The organism is Bifidobacterium merycicum DSM 6492, from assembly GCF_900129045.1.
Lineage (GTDB): Bacteria > Actinomycetota > Actinomycetes > Actinomycetales > Bifidobacteriaceae > Bifidobacterium > Bifidobacterium merycicum.
The window spans coordinates 399,706-422,355 of record NZ_FQTX01000002.1 but is presented as its reverse complement, the minus strand read 5'-3'; the positions used below and the strand labels follow the sequence as shown (position 1 = coordinate 422,355).

37 protein-coding genes and 1 tRNA gene are annotated in these 22,650 nt (G+C 61.5%); 5 read left to right on the top strand and 33 right to left on the bottom strand.

Features of this window, described 5'->3' with window-relative positions; translation table 11 throughout:
* Positions 1 to 21 precede the first annotated feature (21 nt).
* From BUB29_RS04405 to BUB29_RS04305, 23 genes are all read right to left on the bottom strand, one after another.
* The gene (locus tag BUB29_RS04405) at positions 22 to 549 is read right to left on the bottom strand and encodes a capsid assembly scaffolding protein Gp46 family protein (RefSeq protein ID WP_159430608.1); all 528 of its coding nucleotides are present in this window, start codon (positions 547 to 549) and stop codon (positions 22 to 24) included.
* Positions 550 to 666: 117 nt separating this feature from the next.
* Positions 667 to 748: transfer RNA gene (locus tag BUB29_RS04400), tRNA-Tyr, on the bottom strand.
* A gap of 51 nt (positions 749 to 799) precedes the next feature.
* On the bottom strand, positions 800 to 1,054 hold the full coding sequence (locus BUB29_RS04395) for a hypothetical protein (protein WP_033523779.1): 255 nt from the start codon (positions 1,052 to 1,054) through the stop codon (positions 800 to 802).
* Complete coding sequence (locus tag BUB29_RS04390; RefSeq protein ID WP_051915129.1) at positions 1,055 to 2,440, bottom strand: VG15 protein; 1,386 nt, start codon at positions 2,438 to 2,440, stop codon at positions 1,055 to 1,057. It lies immediately after the preceding gene.
* Entirely contained in the window at positions 2,379 to 3,893 is a 1,515-nt protein-coding gene (locus BUB29_RS04385) for a phage portal protein (RefSeq protein ID WP_234945688.1), read from the bottom strand. The genes BUB29_RS04390 and BUB29_RS04385 overlap by 62 nt, the downstream gene beginning before the upstream one ends.
* On the bottom strand, positions 3,893 to 5,329 hold the full coding sequence (locus BUB29_RS09930; RefSeq protein ID WP_033523776.1) for a terminase: 1,437 nt from the start codon (positions 5,327 to 5,329) through the stop codon (positions 3,893 to 3,895). Before BUB29_RS09930 ends, BUB29_RS04385 begins: the two co-directional genes overlap by 1 nt.
* Positions 5,307 to 5,726 (bottom strand): hypothetical protein, encoded by a 420-nt coding sequence (locus BUB29_RS04370; RefSeq protein WP_033523775.1) that lies wholly within the window; start codon positions 5,724 to 5,726, stop codon positions 5,307 to 5,309. The genes BUB29_RS09930 and BUB29_RS04370 overlap by 23 nt, the downstream gene beginning before the upstream one ends.
* A 132-nt stretch (positions 5,727 to 5,858) precedes the next feature.
* A complete protein-coding gene (locus BUB29_RS04365; protein ID WP_033523774.1) occupies positions 5,859 to 6,188 on the bottom strand; it encodes an HNH endonuclease signature motif containing protein in 330 nt (109 codons plus the stop codon).
* 254 nt (positions 6,189 to 6,442) lie between these two features.
* Entirely contained in the window at positions 6,443 to 7,198 is a 756-nt protein-coding gene (locus BUB29_RS04360; protein WP_033523773.1) for a hypothetical protein, read from the bottom strand.
* 72 nt (positions 7,199 to 7,270) lie between these two features.
* The gene (locus BUB29_RS04355) at positions 7,271 to 7,402 is read right to left on the bottom strand and encodes a hypothetical protein (protein WP_033523772.1); all 132 of its coding nucleotides are present in this window, start codon (positions 7,400 to 7,402) and stop codon (positions 7,271 to 7,273) included.
* A 55-nt stretch (positions 7,403 to 7,457) separates the two neighbouring features.
* Positions 7,458 to 7,715 carry a hypothetical protein gene (locus BUB29_RS09680; protein ID WP_034249790.1) on the bottom strand — a complete coding sequence of 86 codons (258 nt, stop codon included), beginning with the start codon at positions 7,713 to 7,715 and terminating at the stop codon, positions 7,458 to 7,460.
* 84 nt (positions 7,716 to 7,799) lie between these two features.
* A complete protein-coding gene (locus tag BUB29_RS09810) occupies positions 7,800 to 7,976 on the bottom strand; it encodes a hypothetical protein (RefSeq protein WP_156098209.1) in 177 nt (58 codons plus the stop codon).
* A 20-nt stretch (positions 7,977 to 7,996) separates the two neighbouring features.
* Positions 7,997 to 8,254 (bottom strand): hypothetical protein, encoded by a 258-nt coding sequence (locus BUB29_RS04350; RefSeq protein ID WP_033523771.1) that lies wholly within the window; start codon positions 8,252 to 8,254, stop codon positions 7,997 to 7,999.
* Positions 8,251 to 8,811 (bottom strand): exonuclease domain-containing protein, encoded by a 561-nt coding sequence (locus BUB29_RS04345; protein WP_033523770.1) that lies wholly within the window; start codon positions 8,809 to 8,811, stop codon positions 8,251 to 8,253. Before BUB29_RS04345 ends, BUB29_RS04350 begins: the two co-directional genes overlap by 4 nt.
* 26 nt (positions 8,812 to 8,837) lie before the next feature.
* Entirely contained in the window at positions 8,838 to 9,728 is an 891-nt protein-coding gene (locus BUB29_RS04340; protein WP_033523769.1) for a helix-turn-helix domain-containing protein, read from the bottom strand.
* A complete protein-coding gene (locus tag BUB29_RS04335) occupies positions 9,725 to 10,123 on the bottom strand; it encodes a RusA family crossover junction endodeoxyribonuclease (RefSeq protein WP_033523768.1) in 399 nt (132 codons plus the stop codon). The genes BUB29_RS04340 and BUB29_RS04335 overlap by 4 nt, the downstream gene beginning before the upstream one ends.
* Positions 10,120 to 10,812 (bottom strand): hypothetical protein, encoded by a 693-nt coding sequence (locus BUB29_RS04330; protein ID WP_033523767.1) that lies wholly within the window; start codon positions 10,810 to 10,812, stop codon positions 10,120 to 10,122. Before BUB29_RS04330 ends, BUB29_RS04335 begins: the two co-directional genes overlap by 4 nt.
* Positions 10,812 to 11,324 (bottom strand): single-stranded DNA-binding protein, encoded by a 513-nt coding sequence (locus tag BUB29_RS04325; RefSeq protein WP_033523766.1) that lies wholly within the window; start codon positions 11,322 to 11,324, stop codon positions 10,812 to 10,814. The genes BUB29_RS04330 and BUB29_RS04325 overlap by 1 nt, the downstream gene beginning before the upstream one ends.
* 1 nt (position 11,325) lies before the next feature.
* Positions 11,326 to 11,571: a hypothetical protein gene (locus tag BUB29_RS04320; protein WP_033523764.1), complete on the bottom strand. Its 246-nt coding sequence runs from the start codon at positions 11,569 to 11,571 to the stop codon at positions 11,326 to 11,328.
* Positions 11,572 to 11,745: 174 nt separating this feature from the next.
* Positions 11,746 to 11,997, bottom strand: coding sequence for a hypothetical protein (locus BUB29_RS04315; RefSeq protein ID WP_033523763.1), 252 nt, complete (start codon positions 11,995 to 11,997; stop codon positions 11,746 to 11,748).
* Positions 11,994 to 12,179: a hypothetical protein gene (locus BUB29_RS04310; protein WP_033523762.1), complete on the bottom strand. Its 186-nt coding sequence runs from the start codon at positions 12,177 to 12,179 to the stop codon at positions 11,994 to 11,996. The genes BUB29_RS04315 and BUB29_RS04310 overlap by 4 nt, the downstream gene beginning before the upstream one ends.
* A complete protein-coding gene (locus BUB29_RS09805) occupies positions 12,176 to 12,346 on the bottom strand; it encodes a hypothetical protein (RefSeq protein ID WP_156098210.1) in 171 nt (56 codons plus the stop codon). The genes BUB29_RS04310 and BUB29_RS09805 overlap by 4 nt, the downstream gene beginning before the upstream one ends.
* Positions 12,347 to 12,352: 6 nt before the next feature.
* Positions 12,353 to 12,586 carry a hypothetical protein gene (locus tag BUB29_RS04305; protein WP_033523761.1) on the bottom strand — a complete coding sequence of 78 codons (234 nt, stop codon included), beginning with the start codon at positions 12,584 to 12,586 and terminating at the stop codon, positions 12,353 to 12,355.
* 120 nt (positions 12,587 to 12,706) lie between these two features.
* Between BUB29_RS04305 and BUB29_RS04300 the strand changes: the two genes are divergently transcribed.
* Entirely contained in the window at positions 12,707 to 13,375 is a 669-nt protein-coding gene (locus BUB29_RS04300; protein WP_033523760.1) for a hypothetical protein, read from the top strand.
* A gap of 78 nt (positions 13,376 to 13,453) precedes the next feature.
* On the opposite strand, the gene BUB29_RS04295 is transcribed toward BUB29_RS04300, so the two are convergent.
* From BUB29_RS04295 to BUB29_RS04280, 4 genes are read right to left on the bottom strand one after another with little or no spacing between them, the layout of a single operon-like run.
* The gene (locus BUB29_RS04295; RefSeq protein ID WP_051915132.1) at positions 13,454 to 14,260 is read right to left on the bottom strand and encodes a phage antirepressor; all 807 of its coding nucleotides are present in this window, start codon (positions 14,258 to 14,260) and stop codon (positions 13,454 to 13,456) included.
* Positions 14,260 to 14,682: a hypothetical protein gene (locus BUB29_RS04290; RefSeq protein ID WP_033523759.1), complete on the bottom strand. Its 423-nt coding sequence runs from the start codon at positions 14,680 to 14,682 to the stop codon at positions 14,260 to 14,262. Before BUB29_RS04290 ends, BUB29_RS04295 begins: the two co-directional genes overlap by 1 nt.
* Positions 14,679 to 15,029 (bottom strand): hypothetical protein, encoded by a 351-nt coding sequence (locus BUB29_RS04285; protein WP_033523758.1) that lies wholly within the window; start codon positions 15,027 to 15,029, stop codon positions 14,679 to 14,681. Before BUB29_RS04285 ends, BUB29_RS04290 begins: the two co-directional genes overlap by 4 nt.
* A gap of 40 nt (positions 15,030 to 15,069) precedes the next feature.
* The gene (locus tag BUB29_RS04280; RefSeq protein WP_033523757.1) at positions 15,070 to 15,315 is read right to left on the bottom strand and encodes a helix-turn-helix domain-containing protein; all 246 of its coding nucleotides are present in this window, start codon (positions 15,313 to 15,315) and stop codon (positions 15,070 to 15,072) included.
* A 211-nt stretch (positions 15,316 to 15,526) separates the two neighbouring features.
* On the opposite strand from BUB29_RS04280, the gene BUB29_RS04275 reads away from it, so the two are divergent.
* The 4 genes from BUB29_RS04275 to BUB29_RS04260 all read left to right on the top strand — a co-directional run bounded on the left by BUB29_RS04275 (position 15,527) and on the right by BUB29_RS04260 (position 17,691).
* Positions 15,527 to 15,835, top strand: a complete 309-nt coding sequence (locus tag BUB29_RS04275; RefSeq protein ID WP_234945687.1) for an XRE family transcriptional regulator — start codon at positions 15,527 to 15,529, stop codon at positions 15,833 to 15,835.
* A gap of 37 nt (positions 15,836 to 15,872) precedes the next feature.
* Positions 15,873 to 16,358 (top strand): hypothetical protein, encoded by a 486-nt coding sequence (locus BUB29_RS04270; protein ID WP_033523796.1) that lies wholly within the window; start codon positions 15,873 to 15,875, stop codon positions 16,356 to 16,358.
* A gap of 84 nt (positions 16,359 to 16,442) precedes the next feature.
* Positions 16,443 to 17,300 carry a DNA damage-inducible protein D gene (gene dinD, locus BUB29_RS04265; protein WP_033523755.1) on the top strand — a complete coding sequence of 286 codons (858 nt, stop codon included), beginning with the start codon at positions 16,443 to 16,445 and terminating at the stop codon, positions 17,298 to 17,300.
* Positions 17,293 to 17,691 carry an ImmA/IrrE family metallo-endopeptidase gene (locus BUB29_RS04260; RefSeq protein ID WP_033523754.1) on the top strand — a complete coding sequence of 133 codons (399 nt, stop codon included), beginning with the start codon at positions 17,293 to 17,295 and terminating at the stop codon, positions 17,689 to 17,691. Before dinD ends, BUB29_RS04260 begins: the two co-directional genes overlap by 8 nt.
* Positions 17,692 to 17,835: 144 nt before the next feature.
* On the opposite strand, the gene BUB29_RS04255 is transcribed toward BUB29_RS04260, so the two are convergent.
* The 6 genes from BUB29_RS04255 to proC form a co-directional block, all read right to left on the bottom strand.
* On the bottom strand, positions 17,836 to 18,327 hold the full coding sequence (locus tag BUB29_RS04255; protein WP_033523753.1) for a hypothetical protein: 492 nt from the start codon (positions 18,325 to 18,327) through the stop codon (positions 17,836 to 17,838).
* 1 nt (position 18,328) lies between these two features.
* Positions 18,329 to 18,646 (bottom strand): type II toxin-antitoxin system HicB family antitoxin, encoded by a 318-nt coding sequence (locus BUB29_RS04250; RefSeq protein ID WP_033523752.1) that lies wholly within the window; start codon positions 18,644 to 18,646, stop codon positions 18,329 to 18,331.
* An 8-nt stretch (positions 18,647 to 18,654) separates the two neighbouring features.
* Entirely contained in the window at positions 18,655 to 18,888 is a 234-nt protein-coding gene (locus BUB29_RS04245) for a type II toxin-antitoxin system HicA family toxin (RefSeq protein ID WP_033523751.1), read from the bottom strand.
* Between the two features lie 158 nt (positions 18,889 to 19,046).
* Positions 19,047 to 20,285, bottom strand: coding sequence for a tyrosine-type recombinase/integrase (locus BUB29_RS04240; RefSeq protein ID WP_033523750.1), 1,239 nt, complete (start codon positions 20,283 to 20,285; stop codon positions 19,047 to 19,049).
* A gap of 206 nt (positions 20,286 to 20,491) precedes the next feature.
* A complete protein-coding gene (gene ychF / locus BUB29_RS04235; protein ID WP_033521517.1) occupies positions 20,492 to 21,586 on the bottom strand; it encodes a redox-regulated ATPase YchF in 1,095 nt (364 codons plus the stop codon).
* A gap of 202 nt (positions 21,587 to 21,788) precedes the next feature.
* On the bottom strand, positions 21,789 to 22,589 hold the full coding sequence (gene proC / locus BUB29_RS04230; RefSeq protein WP_033521518.1) for a pyrroline-5-carboxylate reductase: 801 nt from the start codon (positions 22,587 to 22,589) through the stop codon (positions 21,789 to 21,791).
* Between the last annotated feature and the right edge of the window lie 61 nt (positions 22,590 to 22,650).

The following is a 22,650-nucleotide window of genomic DNA, read 5'->3' as shown; positions in this document are numbered from 1 at the left end:
TTGTCCTTTCGGTCGGTCGGATTATTTGCCGAGGAGCTGGTGGATGTACGAGAGCTCTTCGGCGTCCTTGTTGCTGTTCTGATGCGATGGAGAGCCCGTCTGGTTCCTCACCTGTGGGGCTTTGGATGACGGGTTCAGCGCCTTGTGGAGGAGTTCCGCATGCGCTTCGAGCTCGTCCCTGGTGCTTCCTCGGAGCAGTTCGGCGGGGACGTCCTTGTCTTTGGCGACTTCGGACACCCATTCGGCGTGCTGTTTCTCTGCCGCGGCGTCGTCGATCTGCTTGCGCAATGCGGCGTTCGATTCCTTGAGCTTGTCGAGTTCGCTCTTGCCGGCGTTCTCCATCTCGTCGAGTTTCATGGCCTTGGTTTTGAGCTCGTCGTAGTCCTTGTACTTGCCGCGCTCCTTGGCCAGTCTTTTCTCCACGATCTGGTCGACCTGCTCCTGAGTGAACGATTTCGGCTCGGGCTCGGTGCCTTCGCCGGAACCGCCCTCGTCCACGCCACCGTCGATGAGACGGATACGGGTCGGGAATCGGAATCTATTGAACATGCTGTGCTCCTTCTTGCTGTTTCCCGTGGATTCGAGTTCGACCGCGCCACGGTGCGCTGTATGGTCCTCCCATGTGATACGGCGCATGGTCGCCGCCAACCGGACCGGCTGGTCGAGTGGTGGATGCGGGATTCGCACCCGCGTGGCAAAATGCGCCCGATTTACAGTCGGGTCCGTTCGTCTGCTCCGGCAATCCACCCTGATTTCAGGCATAAGAAAAGCCACCCATGTGGGTGGCTTGAAAAGAATTTCAGACTTGTGGGATGGGCACTTTTCTGGCGCCGGTCATGTAATGCCAGAATTCGTCCGTCCCTGGAACAAGACTGTGCAGAACGCCCGACGTCTTCTCGACCGCGATGCTCGGCGTGCCCGGCACAGGGTGTTCGCTGGTAGAAGAGGCGAAGTCAAGGCCGATGATCCATGCGTCGGGACTCTCCGCGGCGCCTATCGCTTTCATGCCGGGGTACTCGTCAAGGACGAGACTGATGGCATCATCTAATATCATCTAGCCCTCCTTGCAGTATTTCAGTACCAGTTCGGTAGGATCTGCGTCGTCTACCCTCATTATACGGGTCATGCCATGGTTGACGATTCCGAAATACCGGGATGCGTTCATCGACCCGGTTTGCGGGTCGATGAAGTGTATTCCGTCTTTCAGATTCTCCGCGACAAACACATGTCTTGTTCCGTCGAGCCATTCCACTTCGATGAACGCGCGGCTACCCTTGCCCCATTCCCACAAAAGCTTCGAAGCGCCGTCCAATCCCGTATCGGGGCCGCAAGACCTCCAATCGCCCTTGAACGCGTTTACCCATCGGTTTGTATCCGTATCTATGGCCGGAAGTCCCGTTCTCGGATCCATAGGTCTCGGCATCGCGGTGACGGCGTATCCTCGCCTGCGCATCTCGTACGCGACGACGCAGCGCTGGCAGTTGTTTTGGTATTCCGGCCCCTCGCCGAACATCGGATTCGTTCCCATGACCGCATCCCTCAGGTTCCTGCTACCCAGGAAGGTTCTGAACGGATGATCCGCGTCGAACTTCGGCGGGCGTCCGGGGGTCTTCTTCAAAGCCTCGGGAACGACCGAATCCGTACACACGCCGGGAGACCGCCTGTACGCCTTGAGGATGTCGCCATCGTATTCACGGTCGGCAAGCGCCTTCATCCGCTCGTATTCGGCCTTGTATGCGGCTTCGTCGTATCCGGTGAGGGCTTGTTTGCCCCAGTTGGGCATGGGTTGGCAGTGGCAGTCGGTGTGATAGGTGTTGCCTTTGCCGCCTGCCGCTTCCTCGCTGGTGTATGCGTAGCCGCGTGAGGCGAGCATGGCGCAGAACGCGCATGTTTTCGGTCCTTTTGGTACTCTTGCCCATTTTGGTTTCGTGGGGTCGAGTCGGATGTTCCGTCGTTCGGTGAGGCGTGCTCCGGTGCGGATCATGTCGGTGATGAATTGTTGTGCGTCGTCGATGTTCGAGAATGATGGCCATAGGTCGTCGATGGTCGCACCGGATCGTGCCTGGCCGGCCATGACCTGCGAGTAGGTCAGGCCGTTGTAGTCGGTATTGGAGAAGCCGCCTTGGACCTGCCAGAGCACGCGTTCTGGTTCCAGGTCGGCGCCGGGGTCGAAGTCGGGCATGGTGACGCCGGCGTATTCGGCCCATGCGGTGCGTACGGTCGTGTAGTAGTCGTCGGCGAGCCTGTTGGCCGCGGCCGTGTATTCGCGTACTGTTTCGCGTGCGTTCAATGGGTCGCGTTCCAGTACGGTTTCGATCTCATCGGCGGCCGCGTCGGTCAGGTTGGTGAGGTCGTCCTGATAGTCCTTCCATGCCTGGTCAAGCACCTGTTCCAGCGCTTTGCGGCGTTCCGGCGGCAGGTTCAGATTGTTCAGTTCCATCTGATGCCTCCTGCTGGCTGTTTTGCGCTGTTCGGATCTTGAGCTGGTCCACGACGTTCTGTGCGCGAGCCTTGCGCTGGTCGGCGCGTAGGCGGGTGATTTCCTCGCGGCTCAGGCCGAGGCGTTCGAGTCCGACGTCGGAGTCGGCGTAGCCGGTGACCTTGTCGGCGATTTTCGTGAACGCGTCGGCGCGCGCCGCGTCGGAGATCTCCCTTGTCGGTGCCCATACCGGGTGTACGTCGCGCATGGAGTCGGGTATCGCGTTCGCGCCTTCGCGCAGTGCCACGGCGATGCCCATGGCACGTTTGAGTTCGCGTCCGAAGGCCACGTTCTGCTTGTCGGCGATGCGGGTGAGCCGTCGTTCGGCGGATGCCATGGCCTCGGCGCTGGTCGGGTTGTCCAGGGTGATGCCCAGGTAGTCGACCGGCACGCGGGTCTGCGAGGCGACGAGCATGGCCATGGTCTTGAGCATGTCCGAATGGGGTGTCATGGACGCCTGCTGCACCTGCTGCAGTTGGGGGAGGTTGCCGTCCTCGTCGGCGCTGATGGCGTTGATCGCCTGGATGAGGCTTTTCCATGTGTTGCTGCTGAACGCGTCCTTGTTCGCTCCGATGAACCAGAGTTTGGGGACGGAGTAGAATTCGGCCGATGCCTCCATGCGGACCATGGTGCGGAATCCGGCGTCCACGAGGCTCATGAGCGAGCGGCTGATGCGGCTGTGGCCGAACGGGCGGTCCATCTGCCTGTCGTAGGCGAGCGCGACGACCGTCGGCTGGTCGAAGTTCGTTTCGATTTTCTCCGCGCGCCATGGCAGTGGGCGCCCTGAGCATTCGTAGACCTTGCCGGGGAGCCATACGTTGAACGAGCAGATCCGTCCGTCCTTGTCGTCCTCGGTGATGGTCAGCGCGGCGGCCAGGCGGTGGTTGCGCCTGTCCCAGATTCCCGCGGACCAGTCGGCGGAACGGGGGATCATGCTGATTCGTTCCGGATCCTCCGGGTCTGCGGCGATGGTCAGGAAGCTGCATGAGTGCTTGTATGAGGATACGATCAGTTCGGATGCGGTGACATCCAGCTGGTTGTCCTCGAACAGGTCGTTGATGCCCATCGTGTCGTCGCCGGAGATGCTGAATCCTTCCAGGTCGCTCAGGTCGCTCAACGATCGGACGGCGAGTTCGGGCCATCCGATCATCGCCTCGACCTTGTTCTTGATCTGGTCGGGGATGGAGATGCCGAAGTCCTTGAACCGTTCCTTGCAGTCGTAGTAGGCTCCGCGGATCAGGTTGCGCGGGTATTTCTCGCGCCAGACGCGCAGCAGCTCGTGGATGACGGGCATGTCCTCGTCGTCGACGCCGAGGATGGTGCCGACGTTGCCGCTAGCTGTGTCGAGGTAGCTGCTGCCGGTGAATTTCGGCGCTGTGCTGATTGTGGTGCCGTCGGCCATGTAGAACACCATCAGACCATCACCTCCTGTCGTCTTCCGGGGTGCCGTTTCGTGGTGAACGCGCCGTACAGGGCGAGTGTGGTGGATACGAGCGGCGTTATGTCGATATCCGAGCCGAGCTTGTTCCAGGCGATCGCGCCGGACTGCCCCAACGGCCGCGTGGTCGCGCCCTTGACGGCGGTGGCCAATTGCGGCTGGTATTCGTCCGGCGGGTGTTTGAGCGTGCCGGCCTTGAGCATGTCGAGTAACCGGCCGCATGCGCGGCCCATCTCCTGCATGTTCGTCACCGTGACCCTCACGTGCGCGGCCTTCAGGTCGGGCAGCAGGCTCATTGCCGGGGACTGCGCGTCGATGACCACGCTGGCGGTCTTCGGCCAGCGTTCGGCGAGCCAGTCAACGGCCCACATGGTTCCCGCCTGCCGCGCGTCCTTGATGTTCGCCATCTGGATGACGGCCGACCCGTCCTCGTACCGCGATGCGGCGCCGATGGTCAGCACGCTCCTGTCGGGCGGCATGTCGAGGCCGAAGCTCACCGTGCCGCCTTCGGGCACGTCGTCAACGGCTGCGGCCTTCCACAGGTCGGGGCTGATGGCGTACGCGGCGGCGGTCTCATCCCAGATGCCGAGCGCCTCACGGCGGAACGAATCCTCGGCGAGGAGATTGCGCATGCGCAGTATCGCCTGTTCGCTGGTGCGTTTCGGATACGACGGGTTCGCTTTCGCCCACGCGCTCCTGTCGTCCGGATCGCAGTCGCGGTCCGCGCCAAGCTCCACGTAGAGCATGTCGTCCGACTTGCCGGACAACGCGGTGGAACGTTTCTCCTCGAACGCCTCGCACTGGTCGCCCGGCTTCGGTGGATTGCCCATGAACACGATCAACGGATTCGGACTCGTGTTCACGATCGGAATCAGGTTGTCCAAAGCCTTGATGGTGAGGATCTGAGCCTCGTCGAACACCTCGATGTCTGCGGAGTGCAGGCCTCGACCGAAACCGTTCTCGCGGGCGCCGAACATGATGCGGCTGCCGTTGGTGAAACGGATCTCCTGCTGGCCGTTCGCTCGACGCACGTTCAGCACGTACCTGGACAGTTTCGGATTGCGTGTCAGGTCGCACATGTCGGCGAACGTCTCGTCGGAGGTGCGCGTGTGGTGCGCGGTCCAGATGGCCAATGTCCCGGCGCGTCCGGCGCACAGGATGAACATCGCGGTGCCGACCGTGAACGTCTTGCCGATCTGCCTGCAGCTGGACAGTACCGCCCCACCGGAGCCACAGGCGTATTTGCCGTCCGCGCGTTTGGCGAACAACAGGTAGAGGAAGCCCTTCTGCCACAGGTCGTAGTGGATTCCGGCCTTGGCCGCCGCGTTGTTGATCAGGTTGAAGTCGCTCGACGTGATGTCTTCCGGCTTCACGAGCCGTTGGGCGATCTCAGACAATCGACGCTCCGACATCCTCCGCCACCTCCGTCACATCATCATTCGCATCGAACAGGCTGCCGGATTCCTCGGCCATGCGCATCCGCTCGTCGAATTCGGCGAGCTTGCTGCTGATCGACGGCAACGCGTTGGCCGGCGTCGACGGGTCATGCAGAGCCTCGCGCAGTCTGCCGACGATTTCGCGGAGCGTGTCCTCATGGGAGCCGTCCATCATCCGTTCGAAACTCCGCCGGTCGAGGTCGGATTCCGGTTCCTGTTTCGTCCTGGTCTTGGTCTTTTTCGCGGCCGTCTGCGGTGGCCGGTTCTTTTTCCGACGATAATCCGCTTTCTGGCGGCAGGATTTGGAGCAGTAGCGTTGCGGCCGCCCGTGGCCGGAAGGCCGGAATTCCTTGCCGCAGAGTTCGCACTTCATCGGCGCTTCCCTCGCTTTCCGACCTTTCGTCGTTTCCCCTGTTTCCGACGTTTGTATTCCGGGAGGGATATCGGCACTGCACCCGAGGCGACCCCAAGGGGGTATGACCGGGTACCCTGCCCTGGTATCGGGTCAGATGCCGAACGTTTTGAACGGAATCGAGCTTGGTTTGATGTCCTGCTTGCCGGCCAGCAGCGCTCGTGCGTGTTCGTCGGTCTTGTCGCTCTTCATCCTGTTGCAGATGCGGTGCGTGAGCCTGCAGTTCGCAAAGCTGTACGGGTCGCCGCCTCGTGAGACCGGTATGAGCTCGTCCACTTCGGCGCTCATCGGATGCGGTGTCTTCAACGTCTTGTCGACGGGCTTGCCGCAGATGGCGCACACATCGTATGCGGCCAGCACCCTTGCCCTGATCTGCCTACGCCTGTGCCCGTTGCTGACCCGCTCGTTGCGGCGCTTGCTCATCGTGGCCTCCATGTGCAGATGCGGGATCCCGTGGCTTGCCGGCGTGCTTCGCTCCGTTTCGTCTGGACGGCGCCGGCGCTCCCGTGCATGCCGGTCCCGTATCTCGATGGGGCTCCCCGTCGTTCGACGATGTCCCTCCCCTTTGCGAAGACACCCCTCCCCGTATACGACAGGAGCCACGAACCGTGCTGGCCCGTGGCTCCCGATATGAAAAATCTAACTGTAGTGTGTTATACGTCCACAGCAGGCCGCTGTCAAGTTTCGTCCACAGCGTTGCGGTTCGACGCCCGCCAGATGTCCCACAGCCGGTAGACCGGCTTGCCTCCCTCCAAGCCGATGGGCCTGACTATCCCGCGCCGCTTCCACTCGCTGATGGTCTTGCGTCTGACCGTCACCCCGCATCTGCCGAGCAGGGCGGCGAGCTCGGCAGCGGTGCCGGTCGCGTCGCAGGCGACGAGCCTGAGCACCCGCGCCTCGGCCACGTCCCTCACCCGCTGCTCGCGCCCACACGCCTCGCAGACGATCCACCCGCCGTCGATGTCCGACTGCTCGGCCCACAGGTCGGCGTCGCATCCCAGGCACCGGCCGATCATGGTGCGGTCTGGCTCGGGTTCCAGGAACCGCGCCATGCGCCTGGCCGCCTGTTCCACGAGCGCCACGATGGCGGCCGCGTCGTCGCGTTCGAACAGATGTTCGATGTTGCACGGCTGGCCGATCGCCCAGGTCAGCGCCACGGTGTCCCTCTCCCGCGTCGGCAGTCCGAGCGCCCGCGCAATCGAGAGGATCAGCTCGTCGATGTCCTGGGCGAGCTGCCATGCGCCGAGGTTGATCGGCAGCGGCGCCACCGTGCGCACGCCGTGGCCGCTCGTGCGCGTGGTGATGCGGCACTGCTTGCGTGCGATGGCCAGCAGCGCCTCGTCGCCGTCGTGGATGGCGGCGAGCGCCTGTTCGAGTTTGCGCTGGTGTTGTGGGTTTGGTTGTGTGGTTTGACTGCTGGTGTTTTCGGACATTTGTTCGCCTTCCCGTTCCGCGCTATGATGGTTTTTGGGTGTGCCTCTGCTCGGTTTCGGGTGGGGGCTTTTTTATGCCTGTTGGTTGGTGATGATGGCGGCGATTTCGTCTCGTGGGATTTGTGGGATGAGTGGTGCGATTTCGTCGATGGTGTAGCCGGCGTGTGCCCAGTTGATGATGAGGTCTTTCATGGTTTGTTTCATTTGGTTTCCTTGTGGTTGTGGATGGCGGCGAGCGCCTGTTCGAGTGTTTCCTCGCTCATTGTTCCGGTTCCTTTCCGTGGGATGATTTATGGCCGGTCTCCCAGATTCTGTGCCAGGACAGCCAGATCATCCAGGCTGGCACTTCGGCCCAGATGGTCAGGTGCGGCGTGACGGCGTGGATCTTCCACCACCTGCCGCAGATGATGCAATGCTCTATACGCCGGTCGGCATCCTGGGATGGTCCGATGCCATTGCTGGCGCAGATGGCTGTGCCGAGAGCGTTCCGGCACAGATGCGGAGTCCGGTCTTTCATTCGTCGGCCTCCGATTGTGACAGGTGCCACTGTTCGAAAAGACGGTAGGCATCCAGCGAGTTGGCGTTCATATCGCGGTTCCTTTCAGTCGGCGGTGTTGATGAGTCGGATGATCTCGCGTGCGTGGTGGATGATCTGTTGGGCGGTGTGGATGGTGGTTTCGGTGTCGCCTTTGCGGGCGGCGGTGATTCCGGTGTTGGCGCTGGTCTGGCAGATCAGGCTGAACGTTCTGAGGGTCTCGCGTTTCTCACGTTCGGTCATCGTGTGGGCTCCTCGTCGCTTCAGCTGGCATGCGCCCAGTCGCATGTGATTCCGCTTTTGCCGTAGGTGCCGGCCGTGATGACGCAGTCGACCTGCCGTGTGTCGGATAATGTGACGGTGCAGATCCTGATGCCGCTTTGCGAGGCGGAGCATGTGGTGCCGGTGGCGGCGATGGCGTGCGCCGTGGTCGATGGTTTGGACGCGCTCCCGCAGCCCGCGAGCGCGGTGCAGAGGGCGAGTGTGGTGGCGGTGAGTGTGGCGCAGATGGTGTTTCTCATTGGTTGGTTTCCTTCTGGATGGTGTGTCGGTGTTCGTTGATGTCGCGTTGGATGCAGTCGGGTGCGCGGTGGCTGGTGGCGTGGTTGTCGGCCATTGGGTCGGGCTGGTTTATGAATCTGTGGTGCCATCGGATGGTGTTGAGGTCGTATCGGCGGTGGTCGAGCAGGTGTTCGATGCGATATCCGGCCGTGTGGGTGAAGGCGAGGTCGAATGCGGGGTTGCTGCCTGCGGGGATGAGGTGGAATCGTTGGGCGAGGCTTTCGATGGTCTCCTCGATGGCGTTGCGGGCGGCTTCGGGGCTGTTGGCCTGCGGGTCGGCGTCGATGATGTCGTGGAGGAGCCCGTTGTCGGTGTGCATGGTGAAGACGATGGGGTCCATGGCGGTGAGGTCGAGGTGGTGGGGGCGGATGATGCGGTGGCATGCGCCGTAGGTGGTTTCGGCGTGCGTGTCGGTGCATCGGATGGCGATTTCGAGGAGCTGGTCGTGTTCGGGGTCGAGGCCGGTGGTTTCGGTGTCGATCCAGAGGAGCGCTTCGGGTTTCATGCCGATGGTCATTGGTTTTCCTTTCGTGGGTTCGTGGGTTATGCGGGTTCCCAGGTGAGGTCCTGGAGTCGGCCGGTGTCTCCGTCGCGGATGGTTCGGGCGATCCTGTCGGGGTCGATGCCGTCGTTGAGGGCGCTGGCCACGGTGCAGGCGAGCGCGTCGCAGATGGCGTCGGGTTCGCTGCGGTGGAGGAGTTGGAGGGTGTGGCGGCATTTCCAGGTGTGTTGGTGGCTGTTGCCGGTGCCGGTGGTGTTGGTGTTGGTGATGCCGAGTTCGTGGCCTCTTCGGAGCCAGTTTCTGAATCTGGCGTCCCAGTCGGCGCTGAGGGTTCCCTGGTCGAGTGCCTGGTCGGTGAATTTGGCCGCTTCGGCCTCGCAGTCGAGGTTGAGTCTGGCGGCGAGCGCGCGGTGTTCGGGTGTGGGTTTCCAGTCGCCGATTTTTCTCGCGCGCGCGTTACTCTCTCTCGGTTCTATATAACTTTCTTCCTTATATAGGTTTGGGCGTAGTGATGTTGCGCCCCTTATTGCGCCCCTTACGGCTGTTTTTTGCGCCCCTAATTGCGCCCCTAGAGCGGCTTGAGGCGTAGTATGCTGCGCCTCGGATTCGTTGTTTTTTAGGGGCGCAGTTTTTGCGCCCCTGAAATCCTCCATGCTGAGGTTCCAGACGATTGGGCGGTGGCGGCCGTAGTGTTCGGTGAGCCGCTGGTCGCCCTTGACGATCAGGCCGGAGGCCTCCAGTTCGTGCAGGCCGTTCTGGATGGTGCGTCGGCTGTATCCGGTGAGGGCGCAGAGGCGCTTCTGGCTTGGGAACGCGCCTTCGCCCTTGGTGTCGGCGTGGTCGGCGAGGGTGAGCAGGATGCGCAGGAGCGCTCCCTTGACCATTTCGGCGGGGACTTCGTACATGGCCCATTCGAGCGCCTTCATGCTCATGATGCTTCTCCTTCGGTGATTTCGATGTCGATCCGGTACCAGCCGGGTTCCTCGCTGGGATCGCCCGGCCTGTAGTCGGGGCCGGTGATGTGGGTGCCGTCGTCGTCGGGCCAGATTCCCGCCTGGGTGAGCGCGTCGATGATGGCCTTGACCATTGGCGCCGCGTTTTCGGGGTCGAACCGCCCGTGGGTGAGCGGGTGGATGACGGCGATGACGCGCACGGGCCATCGTGTCGGCCTGTCGAGCGCCCCGCGGTTGACGGCGTCGCATGCGGCGAGGAGGGCGCGGCGTCTGACGGTTCTGGTGTGCAGGTGCTTCACGCGCCAGCCGCCGCGCCTGTTCTGGCTCCACCATTCGTTCCTGGGGATGCGGATGGAGATGGTCTGCGCGCTCATGACCGTTCGCCTCCGATCCATTGGGCGATGACCTGCGGATGGTCGCCGTCGCGCACGCCGGCGCGGTATGCGCCCTTGGGCCGCCATGTGCCGGTCCGACCCTCGTTGATGGCGCGTGCGAGCGCGAGGGAGCCTTTGCGGTTCAGGCCGTCGCAGATGACGGCGGGTCTGCCGGTGCTGCGGAGCGCGTCGGCGACCTTCTGCCAGCGTCCGATGCGCCTGTGGGCCGTGGTCGCGTCGTCGGGCCATTCGTCGAGCCATTGGATGTTGTTCTCGTCGGCGAGCGCCTGGAGCGTGTCTGCCGTGGGTGCGGGTTCGGCGGCTGGTTCGGGTTCCATGGGTGCCGTGGGTGCGGGTTCGGCGGTGACGTTGTGGACGATGGCGTAGGCTCTGGCGATGCTGATGTGCTGGTTGTGTTCGAGCAGGTCGGCGGTTTCGAGGTCGAGTTCGGTGTCGTCGTCGTGTGTGCGTTTCATCCAGTTGCGGACGCTTCTGCGTTCGCCTGGCGTGAGTTCGCCCCATTTGCGTTCGGACAGGGTTTCGAGTTCCTTGGTGCTGCGTCGTGGCATGGTGGTTTTCCTTTCCTTCGGTTTTGCGGGTTTGTTTCGATAGTCCGTGCGGTTCTGCGCCCGGCGCATCTGGGTGGCGAGCGCGGGGTCGTTGAGGATCGTGTCGTAGATTCCCCTCATCAGAATTCGGGTTCCTCCTCGCCTTGCGCGGCTCCGTAGACGGGGCCGTTGTCGGGTGTGCTCCATGGGTCCTCGCCGGTGGCGGTCGGGTTCGGGTTGCCGTATCCGGTGGCGCCGCCGGTGTATGCGCCCTGTTGCGCCTGTGTGTGGCTGGTGCGGCTTACCTGGGTGGTGGCGTAGCGGAGCGATGGGCCGATGTCGTCGATCTGCAGTTCGAGCACGGTGCGGTTGCTTCCGTCCTGCGCCTGGTAGCTGCGTTGCTGGAGTCGGCCTTGGGCGATGACGCGCATGCCTTTTGCGAGGGACTGTGCGCAATGCGTGGCGAGGTCGCGCCATGCGCTGCAGCGGAGGAAGAGGGGCTGGCCGTCCTCAAACTGGCCGGTCTGACGGTTATAGGTGCGCGGAGTCGAAGCAATGGTGAAGCTGCACACAGAAGCGCCGCTTGACGTGGTGCGCAGCTCGGGATCCGCGGTAAGATTGCCGACAATCGTGATGATGGTCTCCCCTGCCATGTCACTCGTCCTCCTTCTCTTCCATCTCCATGGCCTCGTCGTCGAGCATTTCGAGCTCGATGTCTATGCGGCCGCGGAGCCGGTTGACGGCTGCGAGCGCGGTGCATGCCTGGTCGGTGAGGTTGGTGTCGCGGGTTTTGGCGATGTCGGCGATCACGTTGACGGTGTTGTCGAGGATCCTTCGTCGGATGTCCCATGTGGCGGTCTCGATTTCGATGTCGTCCTTGGTCCTGGTCTGGTTGTCCATTGGTGTTCCTTTCTGCTGGTTGGCCTGTTCGTGGGGCGGCGCGGGTTCGAACCGCGTGCCCGTCTTTGCCGCGCCCAATGTGATGGTTGGAAGGAAGTCGCGCGATCTCGGCGGGCGGCCAGCCTTGCATCCGCCCCGGGTGCCCGCGCCCATGACGACAAGCGCGGGCATGTCTTAGAGGTTCGGCAGTTCGCGTTCGGCGATGTCGCCGAAGGTGACGGCGAGCAGCCCGCAGGCGAGCATGACCGTGATGTGGAGGATGCTGAGGGTGCCGTCCGCGGCGGCGGCGAGCGTCCATGCGAGTCCCCACAGGCTTGCGGTCGCGTTGGCGGCGGCGAGGATGGCGCAGGCGATGGTCTTCTGTGTGCGTTGCGCGGCGGTGAGCGGCCTGCGGTCGTCCTCGAGCCGGTGGTCGTGGTCGGTCATTTGTCTGCCTCCATTTCCTTGAGGGTGCGGGTGTATTCGCGGCGGATGCGCTGCACTTCGGTCTTGGTGAGGTTGACGTCGTATTGGCCGGTCGATGTGCGGAAGACCATTCGCGCCATCTTCCTGCCGTCCTGGGCGGTGAAGGTCTGCATCTCGAATCCGCCGTCGTCCATCCAGCTCATTTCGTCTCCTTCGGGTTGTCGATCAGGTAGAGCCGGTCGAGGAGCGCGTCCATTTCGGCGTCGAATGCTTTGATGGCGATGGGGTCGGTCTCCTGCCTGGCGATGAGTGCGGTGATGTCGGCGAGCGTCTGTTCGCGTTCCTCGAGCCAGTGTTTGATGGTGCTCATCGGTTCTCATTCCTCCATTGATCTGATCCAGCGTTCCATCGCTGTCTTGCTGACTTTTCTTCGTCCGGGTTTGCCTTCCCTGGTTGGCGCCCGGAAGCTGTCGAGGTCGCCGACGTCGATCGCGTGGCGCAGGCCGCGCGGGTCGAGGCTGTACACCTGTGCCGCTTGTTCCGGGCTCCATGCGAGCCGTTCGCCGAGCGGTACGCGGCTCGGGTCCTTGAATTCGGTTTGCGGGGCCATCACGCGCCTCCTTTGCGTGTGTGATGCCGGGCGGCGTTAGGAGAACCGCCCGGCCCCCTCCTAAAATCGGTGTCATCCCGCATTTGCGACGTGCGGGCCGAACAGTTAGGAGAAGAATCAATGGATGGATCCGTATTGGCCGCATGGGCTGGCGCCGCCGCCTCGCTGTTTGGCGCCGGATTGACAGTTTGGTGGCCATGGCATAACAGGCCGCAGGCGGATTGGACCCTGTTGACGCACTTGTCGGATCCGGGACGTCCAATCTCCGCAACGATTCCCGGGTTTTCCGGTTGGCTGAAATCTCGCGGCGAGGCCGAGCCGGATTCCGTCTGCTCCGTGTACAATTCCGGTGACGGCGACGCGTACAACGTCTCAATCGAGGGGATTGGATGCAAGGCGTATTTCCTGCTCCTGAGAACCATCGGCGACAACACCGAGTTCATGACGCCGAGCAGCATCGCGCAATTCAAAGCGGCCGACCGCGCGTATATCATCATGCACGCCGATGAGAAAGTCGATGTCATAGCAATCCGCCTCCATTGGACGAAGCAACCGACGCATTTGATGCGCCGCGTGTTCCGCTCCTATTCGATTCATGGGTCGCTCCCGGAACAGCCACGTCATCCGATACCGGAGACGAGACGGCATTTCCCGACTCTGACGAGATACCGGTTCGAGCATTCGAGACTGGGATTATGGTTATTTGCGCATCCCCGACTGCATCCGATTTCCCGGACTCTGGGTTCTTACCCAACGACAGGATCCAACCGATCGGATCAAGATCAATGAGGATCCGGATCAAAGCCAGGGAAAGACTGAACAGCCCGGCCGTGAGTGATATGCATGCCGGCAGCCATGTCCCAGCCATCACGCGCCCGCTTTCGTGTATTCGAGCTGGAGGGTGGCCTCGCTCATGCGTCGGGCGATCAGGCCGAGTCCCTTCCTGGTGATCTTCACTGTCGGCGCGAAGCTGAATGTGGTGCCGTCCCTGTGGGTGCCGTGGGTTTTCGGCGGGACCATGACGAGGTGGCCGGCGTCGATGCGGTTCTGGCGTGCGCTCCAGTGGCCGTTCTCGCGGAAGACCCACCCGTTGTGTTCGAGCCAGGAGAACAGTGTCTTGCGGCCGATGGGCCTGCCCAGGTTGCTGAGCAGTTTCGCGCTGTTGCCCACGGAGAGCACGTCGGGGATGTCGACGAAGTTGTCCCACATGGAGGCTTTCGGCTGGAGCTCGTCGATGCGCGACTGCTGGGCGGCGATCTTCCGCTTCTGCGCTTCCATGGTGCGCTGGCCGATCATCACGGCCTTCGCGAGGATGGTCATGTCATCATCGGTCTCGCTGGTGGGAATGTAGCCGCCGGTCTTGCGAATCTGCGGCAGCACCTCGTGAGTCACCCAGCGTTGGAACTCCTTCGCCTCCGGCTTCCGCGAGCGCATGATGAGCTTGTACAGGCCTGGCTCAGAGATAATGAGAGGCGCACGCCCTGGCTGATTCCAAACCTCCGAATTACGGAGGTTTGTGATTTCGTCATCATCAAGAGCTTCGCGGAGATGATTTGTGTCAATGCCGAGGATGTCGCACGCGTCCTTGGCGACGAACCAAGGCTCCCCCGCCTCATCGGTCAAGGTGCGCAATGCCGCTCCCTTGAAGTCGAACTTCTGGATTTCGTTGTTCATCAGATTCTCCTTAGAAACGTTTTCATGATTGAAAAGGGTGCAAAATGGCGTATATGCCTGGAATGATGTTCCTTTCGCGCGAGATGCCACCCTTTTTCGATTCCACTGAGATAGATCCATGCGTCATCGAATCGGTACGGCCCTGAGTTTGACGTGCAGGTGACCACATCGAAATAGCCGGCCTGCTTCACGTCATCGATCCAGTATTCGGATGGAAGCACATCAAGGCATGGTCCTCCATCCGCTTCGATGGCGCGGCATTTCCAGATGAGACGCTTGAAGTCGCCAGCGTTCCCCGGCTCTTTCGGAGTGCTCTTGTTCATCCCCGTGCAGCCGTTGCCGAAGTCGACACGTTCGAGCGGTTCACCGGGAATCCATTCGCGCACATCGGACCTGCGCATTTTCCTCAGCTTGCCGCTCATGCTTCACCTTTCAGAACCTGCGCGGACACGAGATTCACGAGGTTGAGCAGATCATGCGCATCACAGTGGAAGCTCAACCCGTACGATGCGCCGAGCTGAATGGTCAGCAGGAATCTGCCATCACCGAACGCCGGGGTGACCTTGAATCGCGGGTGCCAATCCTCGGAACCGCCCAGCAGCATGTCCTGCGGATGATCGAACACCGGCGATTCCTCGCGGGCGGCCAGCTCCTCGCGGACAACCTCCCTTATCGCGCCCAGCAATGCCGGTTGCCTCTTCTTGAACTCCTCAACTGAAACCGGAACAATGGTCTTGGTCGCCGGCCAAATCTTAATATCGTTGCTCATTTCGGATTCTCCTTTCGATTCATTCGTCGGTGAGCGCTGCTCACGGTTTGACCTGTTTGATGCCGTCGATTGGTTGCAGGAGTTTGATCATGAGCTGGTAGAGGCTCATGCCGAACATTCCGGCGGCTTTCTCGAGTTGCTCGGTATCGAATGCTCCTTTGCCTCGCAGTCGTTCGCTGACGGTTTTCTCGCTCATGCCGAGTTCCTTGGCGAGCGCGGCCTGTGTCTTGCGGTGCCGTGCGAGCTCGCCGCTGAGGTTTCGTGCGATGGTTTCCGTTTCGCTCATTGGTTGCCGCTCCTTTCTTGATTGCTCCGTTCCCTTGCGACACCTTTAATTTACCGACTTCGGTAATTATATGATTACCAAAGTCGGTAATCTTTACATTTTCTACCCATATTCGTAATATGGGCGTATGGCATACAAAGCAAAAAATGAAGTCACCGAAGACAGCCGCAAGATCATTGACATCTGCCGAGATTTGCTCTCGGCAAGCGGTATGGGTATTAAAGAATTCCTGTCTGCTAGCGGATTAGGAAACAACTACTGGTACATGCGTATGCGCTACGAGGCACCGTTGAACACGTCAGACGTGGAGCACATCGCCTCCACATTCGGACTCACCAGCCTCGACATCTACACCCGCGCCCTGGGCAGCGAGGCCGCCCGCGCCTACGCCGCCCGCGAGCGCGAGTTCCAGGTCACGGATGATCTGGTGGATCGCATCGCCGCGCACCCGGAGGACTTCGACGTGGCCGCAAGCAAGGATTTGAACAAGACACTCGAAGCGGAAACGCCAAGAGATTGAATTTTTAATGCAAATCAACCAAGGAAAGAAGGAAACCATGTACAGGAAGACAATCGCAACGGCCGTTGCCGGTCTGCTCATTCTCGGGCTTGGCGCATGCGGCAGCGCCAGTGACGCCAAAACCGCCGACGCCGGCAGCGCGAGCCAATCGCAGACGACGAAGAAGCCGGAAGAGAAGAAGCCGGTAGAACAGCCTGCGGATCTGACCGGCACGTGGAAGCAGACCAACTCCGGCAGCACGGATTCCTGGATGGAGGCCGAGATCACGGCCGACACGATCACCGTCCAGTGGGTCAGCGACAACGGCGATACGAAGAGCCTGTATTGGAAGGGCTCCTACAATGCGCCGGACAAGGCCGGCGACTGGAAGTGGACGAGCCAGGGAGACACCGCGGCGATGCAGGCGTCCCTGCTCGGCTCGCAGGACGCCACCAAGGACTTCACCTACACCAAGGCGGACGGCGTCAGCTGGGAGACCACCGCGATGGGCACCACCACAGTGGTGAAGACCGCCAAGCAGTGAACGGCAATCCGGCCAAAAACCATTGGAAACATTAGCAATAGACCATTTTGCCGACGTCAGGAAAATGGTTGGGAAAGGATGAATATGGACAAGGAAACCATTGCCCGATACGCCGCGTCCTTGGATACGCTCCTCAATAAGGATGAGAATGGCGTGGAATTCTGGCATGCAAGAGAACTGATGAAGTATATGGGCTATACGAAATGGGAGAACTTCGCAAAAGTAATACAGCGCGCCCAATCGGCATGCCAGAACGCCGGGCAGCCGGTCGAAGCGCATTTTCGCGATGCCAAACGGGACGTCGAGCTTGGCAGCGGCGCCATCCGTTCCATCGATGATGTGAAGCTGACCCGTTACGCCTGCTATCTGGTGGCCCAGAACGGCGATCCACGCAAAGAGGAGGTCGCGCTGCTGCAAAGCTATTTCGCCGTGCAGACACGTACCGCGGAGCTTCTGGAGCAGCGCATGGGCGAGATCCTGCGCATCGCGGGAAGGCACGCGTTGACCGCCGAGGAGAAGCAGCTCAGCTCGCTCGCATACAAGCGCGGGGTCGGAGAGAAGGACTTCGGCGTGATCCGTTCACGCGGCGATCAGGCGCTATTCGGCATGAGCACGACGGAAATGAAATTCAAGCTCGATGTGCCGAAGAACCGTCCGCTGGCCGATGTGCTCCATCCGATCGCCGTGACGGCGAAGCAGCTCGCCACGCAGATGACGAACTACGGGATCCAGGAACGGGACCTGCACGGGACGCCGGCGATCACACGGGAGCATGTGGACAACAACAAGGCCGTGCGAAAGAGCCTGTTCAGCCGTGGCATCGCGCCGGAGGACCTTCCGGCGATGGAGGACATCAAGAAGGTCGAGCGCAGGGCGAAGCGCGACGAGAAGCGCATCGAGGGAACCGGCTTCAGAAACGAGGATACCGAAACAGGTGAATGACCGCATCCTGACATCCTGGTCGGAAACATTGGGAGTCCGGATCGAGGAACGCCGGTTGTCCGGAGACAGGTGCGGGATCTACTACGATCCGCTCCGCCTCATCATCCTCGACGAACGGCTGGCCGGATTCCAACGCCGCTGCACCTTGTGCCACGAGCTCATACACGCCAGACACCACGACCCCGGCTGTGGCAGCCAATACGGAATCAAATGCGAGCGCCGTTGCCGCAGGGAGACCGCGTTGGCGTTGATCAGTCCGGTGGATTACGGCATGGCCGAGACGGTGTACGAGGGCAATATGTGGATGATGGCAGTGGAATTGGGGGTCACCATCCAGGTGCTGAACGACTACCGGCAGCTATTGTACGATTCCGGCGTGTGCGTGCAATGAAAAAGCCCCCGGTGCCCGCATATCCGCGAGCGCCGGGGTTCTATCTCTAGAAGAGAGGGCCCTGTTACGGCACAGGGAAAACCCGGTTCACAAGTCGCTCTTGCGGATCGGGGCAGTGAGATATCTGATTCAGATGAAACTTCGTCAGCCTATGACCGGCGTCGTAACCGGCTTGGGCACGCAGAACCGGAAGTCGACGGCATGATCCTCGTCCCCGTCCAGAGAGACATGCCAGGCATAGTCTCCAGGAGGAATGGGCATGCCGTTGCTGAAATCGACCACGTTCGTGCTCATCGCGCCGATGTAGTTCGTCTGCTCCAGTCCGACGGCGATGGGGTTCGCCGATATCGTGAGGACAACCGCGTATCTGACGGGCTGTGGGACCTGCCCGGGAAGTTCAAATATCCGCCCCGAACTGTCTCTCAGGGCGATCTCCAACGCAGTCTCCGCCGGACATGCGTCCGCCGGCACATGAATCTGGGTGACCAAGGAGAACCGGACGGTGAGCCCGGCGGGCGTGATGGGAAGTATGTTGCCGCCGACCCCGAGGATGTTCGCCTTCACGCCGGTCGAATCCATCGCGGCATAGTCGGCGAGCATGACGTTGATGGTCGCGGATTCAGATATCGCGCTCATGTCACGCCACCTGCAGGCTTCGGGTTTGGTTCGCGTTGACGATGGATCCGATTCCGTCACCATTTCGCTTTACTTCGATACGGGATTCCGCCGGGCGAGGAAAGAACATGACGCTGCCTGGCATCAGGCTCGCCCCGTTCTCCATGCGCTCGTCCACGATATCGGGCCTATTGCCATCGAAGTAGAAGAGGATGTCCTCGAGGGCAAGCTTCCTCGTGTCGTCGAAGGTGTCCCCGACGGCGGAGAACCCCGGCATGTCCGGGGAGTCGGCCCACCATGCGCCCTCGTCACGGTGGTATACGATCTTCACTGATTTCACGTGTGCTCTCATTTGAGTATCTCCCGAATCTCGACCTCCGACAGTCCGACGTCCTTAGCGAGGATTTTCCTCACCAATCCCGGCGGAACCGTCTGCCCGTCATGGAAGGCGAACGTCAGATCGGGCCTGCCGTTCGCCTTGAGCCTCCTGTGCGATCCGACGCGTCTGTCCTCTATGTATCCGAGGTGTGCGAGGATGTGCAGCAAGTCGGAGGACTTCATCGATGGATAGTTCACTCCCATGCGACGTTATCCTCCCTTGCCGAGGCCATATGGCAATATGTCTTCCATCTTGAATATAGCCCGATGCACCGTCTGCGGTCAACACGTCCGTGCCGCCAAATCGTCATGAACCGCCAAACACGTGTAAGAAACGGCCAAGAAAGACACGACCGCTAATCCTAATCCACGACCTCGGCTTCCACAATTTCGTTGCCACCTAGGTCGGGTATGGCGGCGGCCATGAGGCGTCCGAGGGAGGCGGCGTCGCGGTGGGTGTAGCGCATGGTCATCTGCATGCTGGTGTGGCCCATGACGGCTATGCGCGCGTCGTCCGGCATGTTCGCCCGTGCGGCCATCGTGGCCATCCAGTGTCTGGCCGAGTGGATCTTGACCTGCGGGAGTCCGGCGGCCTTCAGCGCCTTGCACCATTGGTATCGTTCAGTGCTGGAGCAGACGGGGTTGCCGCGGGCGGATGTGAACACAAGCTCCCGGCTCCCGATGCCGTTGTCTCTAATCCACTTCCACAAGCGTTCCCATAGGCTGCCGCTGACCGGAACGAATCGTTCGGCGGCGGGCGTCTTCGGGGTGGTGAGCCACAGCGTGCCGCTGAGGTGGGTCGCTTCCAGCCAGTTGGGGATCTCGACCTCGCCCGGCCTTCCGTAGCGTTGGATCTGCTGGCGCACGTGGATGCCCGGCTGCCCGTCGCGCAGCTCCAGCTCGAACGGCATGATCGCGTACCGTTCACCCTCCCTCATACCGGTCTCGAACGCAACCTCGAACAGGAGCGCCCACATCTCGAGGTCCTCCTCCGCTGGACGCGCTCCGCGTCTGGCCAACGGCATGGAGGAGGCGGCCTCGATCATGCGCCTGGGCTGTTCCGGGCCGAGCACGTCCACCACGCGCCGCTCCACCCTCGGCGGCTTGACCTTCCGGCACGGGTCGACGGGGATAAGTTCCTCAAGCTCCGCCTGGTCGAGCACCATCTTGAGGCTGACGAAATGGTCCTTGAGTGTGCTTGGCGCGAGCCGCTCCCCCAGCACGCGCATGCAGTGGCGGATGTGCTCGGGCGTGAGGTCTTTGAGGCGCACGTGCCCGATCACATCGGTGCAGGCCTTGATTCTGCCGGCGCGGGTGCGGTAGGTGGTCGGCTTGACGCGGGTGCGATAGTCGGCCAGCCAGCGTTCCGCGTAGTCGGCCAGGTACGGGCTCATGCCTCCCGGCAGCAGGCCGGTGCGCTCCAACGCGGCCAACTTCGCCTCGAAGCGGGCCCTGGCCTCCGCCTTCGTACGTCCCCTCGCTTCGAGGATGCGCCGTTTGCCGGTGGCCGGGTCCTTCCCCAGATCCTTGCGGAAACGCCAGACGCCTTTCCCGTCCTTGAACACGCTGCCTGATCCGGGCGTTCTTTTTCTCGTGGCCATGGTTTCTCCCTTTCGTTGAGGGAGTGCCTTCGCATGCCGTTCCAGCAGCCCCCGCAAGAGCACTCTAAAAGCACTCAAGCGATGGCAACAGCCGCCCGAGACGTGGCAGAAACCGCCATTCCGAGCGCATTCAAAAACGGCTCGTTTCCAACGGTCGGGAAGCTCAAAACCGTTGAAAACAAGCCGTTTCCAGATGGCGGAAACCGCTACTTGGAGACGTTGAACTTGAACTCCACGATGTCGCCGTCCTGCATGACGTAGTCGCGGCCTTCCTGGCGGAGCTTGCCTTCCTCCTTGATGGTCACCATGGAACCATCGGCGGCCACGAAGTCGTCATAGGAGACGATGTCGGCCTTGATGAAGCCCTTTTCGAAGTCGGTGTGGATCACGCCGGCTGCCTGCGGGGCGGTGTAGCCCTTGTGGATCTGCCATGCGCGCACTTCCTTCTCACCAGCGGTGAGGAAGGTGGACAGGCCGAGCGTGTCATAGCCGACGCGTGCCAGCTGATCGAGGCCGGATTCCTCCAGACCGGCGTCGGCGAGCATTTCGCGGGCGTCGTCCTCGTCCAGCTCGGTCAGGTCGGCTTCGAACTGCGCGTTGAGGAAGATGGCCGGAGCCGGAGCGACGGTGGCGGACAGTTTGGTCTTGAGCTCGTCGTTCTGCAGCTCGGAGTCGTCCACGTTGAACACGTAGATGAACGGCTTGGCGCTCATCAGATGCAGGTCGTACACGGAGTCCTTGTCGAAACGGCCTTCACGGGCGGCCTTGTCGAGTGTCTCTCCGGCTTCGAGAATCTCCTTGGCCTGCTTGACGGCATCCATGTATGCCGGTTCGATCTTCTTGCCGCGCAAATCCTTTTCCAGCTTCGGCAGCGCGTTCTCGATGGTCTGCAAATCGGCGAGGATGAGCTCGGTGTTGATGGTGTCGATGTCGTCGGCCGGATCGACCTTGCCGTTGACGTGCACGATGTCGTCGTCTTCGAAGGCGCGCACGACCTCGCAGATCGCATCGGCCTCACGGATGTTGGCAAGGAACTTGTTGCCCAGGCCTTCGCCTTCGGAGGCGCCCTTGACGATGCCTGCAATGTCGACAAAGGTGACGGTGGCGGGCACGATCTTCTCGGTGTGGACGAGCTTGGCCAGCACGGGAAGACGCTTGTCCGGCAGCGGCACGACGCCGGTGTTCGGCTCGATGGTGGCGAACGGGTAGTTTTCCGCAAGCACGTTGTTGCGGGTCAGTGCATTGAACATGGTGGACTTGCCGACGTTCGGCAGTCCGACGATTCCGATAGTAAGAGACATGGTTCCCAACCATACAACCACCGGCCTATGAACCTGTTCGCACCGAGCCGCTGCCGTGTTGTGCCGGCAGGCCAATGATGGCCGTATCCGGCACCGCCCGATCTCGAGCCGGTTCCTTGTCGAATTCCCCTATCCGACCTGCAGAACGCGTCTCATGCCCGATCTGGCGAATGAACGGCACCGGATTCCTTGCTGAACACCGTCACTGTTCGATCGCGTCGACGGCCTTGATGATCGCGCCACGGAACGCGCTCTCCTCCAGCGAGGCGACACCTTTGATGGTGGTGCCGCCAGGCGAGCATACGGCATCCTTCATGGCACCCGGGTGTGTTTCCGTGGCGAGATATAGAGCACCCACACCTTCCACCATCTTCGCAGCCAAACGATATGCCGTGGCACGTTGCAAACCGTATTTCACACCGGCGTCGGCGAGCGCTTCGATGTACATGTCGGTGAAGGCGGGCGCACATCCGGCCACGCACATGGCAATGCCCATGTGTGCGGAGTCGACGCGTTCGATGAGGCTGATCGGCGCGAACAGCTGTTCGAATGTTTCGGTCTGCGTCTCGCTGAGCGTGTTGTCGGATTCGGTGACAAGCACGCCTTTGCCTACGGCCATTGGCGTGTTCGGGATGGTGCATTGGATGTGCACGGCGTCGAACTGTTCGCCGAATAGGTAACGGTATTTGTTGAGATCCCAGCCTGCTGCGATGGAGACGACGAATTTGCTGCTTTGGGCGAGCTTGGCGACGATGGGGCCGATTACGTCTTCGATCTGGTAGGGCTTGATGGCGATGACGACCACGTCGGCGGCGTCGGCTACTTCCGCAGCGGTGTGTACGGCTCGGATGCCGAATTTGGCGGCGTTGCGTTCGAGTTTGTCGTAGTGGGCGGCGCAGGCGACGATGTGTTCACCGTCCAGTACGCCGGCGTCCACCATGCCTTGTGCGATGGCCTGCGCCATGTTGCCGTATCCGATGAATCCGATGGTGTGGTTGTTCATGGGGTTTCCTTCCCTGCTTCCTGTTGCAGGAAGCAATGGCTCGTGTTGTGTCTGCCGGTTC